Here is a 3,422-nt window from a genome sequence, read left to right as displayed (position 1 = left end):
CCAGGCCCTCGAGCGCGGCGGCGGCCTGGGTGCACAGCATCGCCAGCCGGCCGGGCGTGTAGCCGGCCGCGGCGTTGAGCCGGGCCACCACCGGCGCGTCGTCGCCGCCGGCGGCGCCGCCCAGCGCCCGCCGCGTCACCGCGCAGTGCGCCGTCTCCAGGGCCGCCAGATGGCGCAGCGTGAGCCGCGCCGGGTCCAGCGCCTCGCCCTGGCGCCAGGCCGTGGTGCGCAGCGCCAGCCAGCGCCGCACCAGGCGCGTGGCGGCCAGCGTGCGCCGGCCGAAGACGGCCTTGCCGGCGCGCCAGCCCTGGCCGATCGGCGTGCCGTCGAGCAGCAGGCCCGGCGGCGGCACGAGGCCGTGGCGCGCGTGGTCCCACCCCAGCTCGAAGCCGGCACGGTCGCTGGCCTGGGCCTGCAGGTCGAAGTCGAGGATCGCCTGGTTCATCACGGTCTCCCGGTGCGCGCCGGGCCCGATGCCCGACGTTGGAGACAGTGTGCGGCGTCAGTGGCTCATGGGCCGAGCCACTACTGTAAAAACATTCAGTTTCCGGCCCGGCGACGCCACCACCCGGCCAGGGCCAGCACCAGCGTGACACCGGCGAGGTCGGCCAGCACGTCGGCGGGCTCGGCGCTGCGGCCCGGCACGACGGCCTGCACCAGCTCGATCAGCACGCCGTAGCCGGCGAGCGCCGCGGCCAGCGTGGCGGCACGCGCCGCCGGCCAGCCCAGCCGCGCGGCCAGCGCCATCACGGCGAAGGCCAGCGCGTGGTTGGCCTTGTCCCAGCCGGTGTCGGCCTGCGGTGGCGGGTGCGGCGTGAACGCCAGCCAGGCGACGCCGCACACCGACAGCAGCAGCGCCAGGCGCCAGGCCAGGCGGGAGGGCGGGGCGGATTCCAGTCAGCGGTCCTTGCGCAAGACCCCGGTCGGCGCGGCGTTGCCGCCGAGGAGGAAGACAGTGTAGACGCCGTAGGACTGCAGGCTGGCCTCGGTCAGCGTGTACAGGTAGTCGCCGCCGGTGGAGCTGGTGACGTCCACGCGGGCGTCGCTGTTCGTCGTCGCGGTGACGAAGCTCGAGGCCTGGCCCGGCGAGACGTCGTTGACGAGCGCGGCGTAGTCCACCGACAGCGTCGTGGCGCCGCTCGTCGCCGCGGCGTTGACCAGCCGGATGCGGTAGCGCGACGAGGCGGTCGGCAGCCGGTTGTCGTCGCTGACCAGACGGTAGGCGGCGTCGCTGCCGGCGCTGCCGTAGGCCAGCAGCGTGTAGTCGGCGCCGGGCTTGAAGGTCTGCGTCGTGGTGCCGACCACGCTGCCGGCCACCCGCACCGTCAGCTCGGCGCTGCCGGCGGCGATGCGCTGGTAGCTGCCGACCGACGGCGAGACCAGCGTGGCCAGCGTGCCGCCGTCCAGCGACGCGCTCACCGTGCCGCGCGCCTCGGCGCCGGCGATGACGCGGATGCGCGCCTGGGTGTTGCGCGCCTGCGCCAGGCCGCCCTGCTGCACCAGCACGGCGCCGTTGACGAGCACGCCGCCGCTGCCGGCGGTGATGACCAGCGTCGCGTACTCGGCTTCGTTGATCGTGATGCCGGAGACGTCCAGGCGCACGTCGTCGGGGTCGCCCGCCGTCGTCACGCGCAGGCGGTAGGTGCCGGCGCCGACGTCCTTGTAGCTGCCCAGCGTGGCGGCCGAGACGCTGCTGGCCAGCGCGCTGGCGTCGGCGAGGTCGGCGTCCTGCTGCGTCAGGTAGACGTCCAGCGAGCCGGCGTCGGTGGTCGCGTTGTAGACGCGCAGCTGGCCGTAGCCGTCGTCGATGTCGTCGGTGTCCTCGTCCTCGGGCAGCGTGATGAACTTCAGCGCGCCGCTGCGGCCCCAGACGATGCCGGTGTAGTGCTTCTTCTTGGCCAGCGTGTAGCTGCCGGTGACCAGCGCCGCGCTGCTGCCGGTGGCGCGCACCTTGATCGTGTAGCTGTCGGCGTCGAACGAGCCGTAGTCGGTGATCGTGTCGGCGGCCACGGCCGAGAACTCGGTCGTGCCGTCGAGGTCGACGTCGATCGAGTCGACGTCGGTGCTGGCGTTGAACACACGCAGCTGGGCGGGCCCGCCGCTGCTGCCGCCGCCGCCGCAGGCGGACAGCAGCAGGGCGGAGGCCGCGAACAGCAGGGCCAGGCCGCGCCGCGTGATCGGGGATAGCGTCATCGTCGTTCCTTCGAGGGTCCGGCGCCCGGCATGGCGCCGCGGGGCGATTGCAGCGCCCGCGCGCGACGCGAACATTGCCTGCGTGTTGCCGGCGGCGACGCACGATGACGCCGCGTGTCGGCCTGCCTCGGGGCCGCGAAACGGAGCGTCAACGCTGCGCTACATGCAGCAACACGGCGCCGCTAGGCTGCCGCCGATGGACACCACCCCGCACCACCTCTTCGTCGTCGAGGACGACCCCGCGATGCGCGACATGCTGTCGGCCTACCTGGAGCGCCAGGGCCTGTCGGTGACGGCGATGGCCAGCGCCGAGGAGATGATGCGGCGCATCCACCGCCGCCGGCCCGACCTGATCGTGCTCGACGTGATGCTGCCCGGCGAGTCGGGCATCGACGCCTGCCGCCGCCTGCGCGCCGAGGGCGACCGCGTGCCGATCATCCTGCTGACGGCGCGCACCGAGGAGGTCGACCGCGTGCTCGGGCTGGAGATGGGCGCCGACGACTACCTCGGCAAGCCGTTCTCGGCGCGCGAGCTGCTGGCGCGCATCCGCGCCGTGCTGCGCCGCAGCGGCACGCTGCCGGGCGTGCCGCTGGCCGGCGAGCGCGAGGTGCGCATCGGCGCGCACACCTTCGTGCCGGCGACACGCAGCCTGCACGCCGTCGACGGCGAGCTGCGTGTGCTGTCCACCGTCGAGTACTCGATCCTCGCCGAGCTGGTGGCCAACCCGCAGGTGCCGATCTCGCGCGAGCGCCTGCTGTCGGTGTCGCACACGCGCGGCGAGGAGCTGCTGGCGCGCACCGCCGACGTCGCCGTGATGCGGCTGCGCAAGATCGTCGAGCCCGACCCGGCGATGCCGCGCTACATCCAGACCGTGCGCGGCCACGGCTACATGTTCGTGCCGCACCTGCAGCGCCTGGCCGCGGCCTGAGGTGGGCGCCGCCACCCCCGGCACGCTGGTCGGCCGGCTGACGGCCGGCGTCGCGCTGGTCGGCGCGCTGGCCTTCCTGACGCAGGCGCTGGTGCTGCACCTGTGGCTGCAGCCGGTGCTCGACGAACTCGGCCACGAGACCGCGGCCCACGCGGCGACGATCGCCACCGCGCTGGCCGCTGCCGCGCCGCCCGACCGTCCGGCGCTGGCGCGGCGGCTGTCCGGCGATCGGGTCCAGGTCGGTGTCGCGCCGCCCTGGGCGCCGGGCGGCGACGAACCCGGGCGCGACGGCCCGGCCGAC

The 3,422-nt window shown here is 74.7% G+C and carries 5 protein-coding genes; 2 read left to right on the top strand and 3 right to left on the bottom strand.

All coding sequences use genetic code 11. The features are described 5' to 3' along the window. From RBXJA2T_RS04295 to RBXJA2T_RS04285, 3 genes are all read right to left on the bottom strand, one after another. A partial coding sequence (locus RBXJA2T_RS04295) for a hypothetical protein (protein WP_009856096.1) occupies positions 1–445 on the bottom strand: 445 nt, incomplete at its 3' end. Positions 446–540: 95 nt separating this feature from the next. Then, positions 541–843: a VanZ family protein gene (locus tag RBXJA2T_RS04290; protein ID WP_009856095.1), complete on the bottom strand. Its 303-nt coding sequence runs from the start codon at positions 841–843 to the stop codon at positions 541–543. A 54-nt stretch (positions 844–897) separates the two neighbouring features. After that, positions 898–2,193: a DUF4397 domain-containing protein gene (locus RBXJA2T_RS04285; protein WP_009856094.1), complete on the bottom strand. Its 1,296-nt coding sequence runs from the start codon at positions 2,191–2,193 to the stop codon at positions 898–900. A 196-nt stretch (positions 2,194–2,389) separates the two neighbouring features. Here RBXJA2T_RS04285 and RBXJA2T_RS04280 point away from each other — a divergent pair, with 196 nt between their 5' ends. Together RBXJA2T_RS04280 and RBXJA2T_RS04275 are read left to right on the top strand one after the other, a co-directional pair. Beyond that, entirely contained in the window at positions 2,390–3,121 is a 732-nt protein-coding gene (locus tag RBXJA2T_RS04280; RefSeq protein WP_009856093.1) for a response regulator, read from the top strand. A gap of 1 nt (position 3,122) precedes the next feature. Next, the coding region (locus RBXJA2T_RS04275; protein WP_009856092.1) for a hypothetical protein at positions 3,123–3,422 on the top strand (300 nt) is incomplete at its 3' end.

It is taken from the genome of Rubrivivax benzoatilyticus JA2 = ATCC BAA-35 (assembly GCF_000190375.1).
Lineage (GTDB): Bacteria > Pseudomonadota > Gammaproteobacteria > Burkholderiales > Burkholderiaceae_C > Rubrivivax > Rubrivivax benzoatilyticus.
Note: the sequence above shows the minus strand (reverse complement) of the source record. Positions and strands in the feature narration are given on the sequence as shown.

What these genes read in the sequence shown, in the direction of transcription:
- RBXJA2T_RS04285 (WP_009856094.1), bottom strand. Translation starts at nt 2,193, where the DNA reads ATGACGCTATCCCCGATCACGCGGCGCGGCCTGGCCCTGCTGTTCGCG.
- RBXJA2T_RS04280 (WP_009856093.1), top strand. Translation starts at nt 2,390, where the DNA reads ATGGACACCACCCCGCACCACCTCTTCGTCGTCGAGGACGACCCCGCG.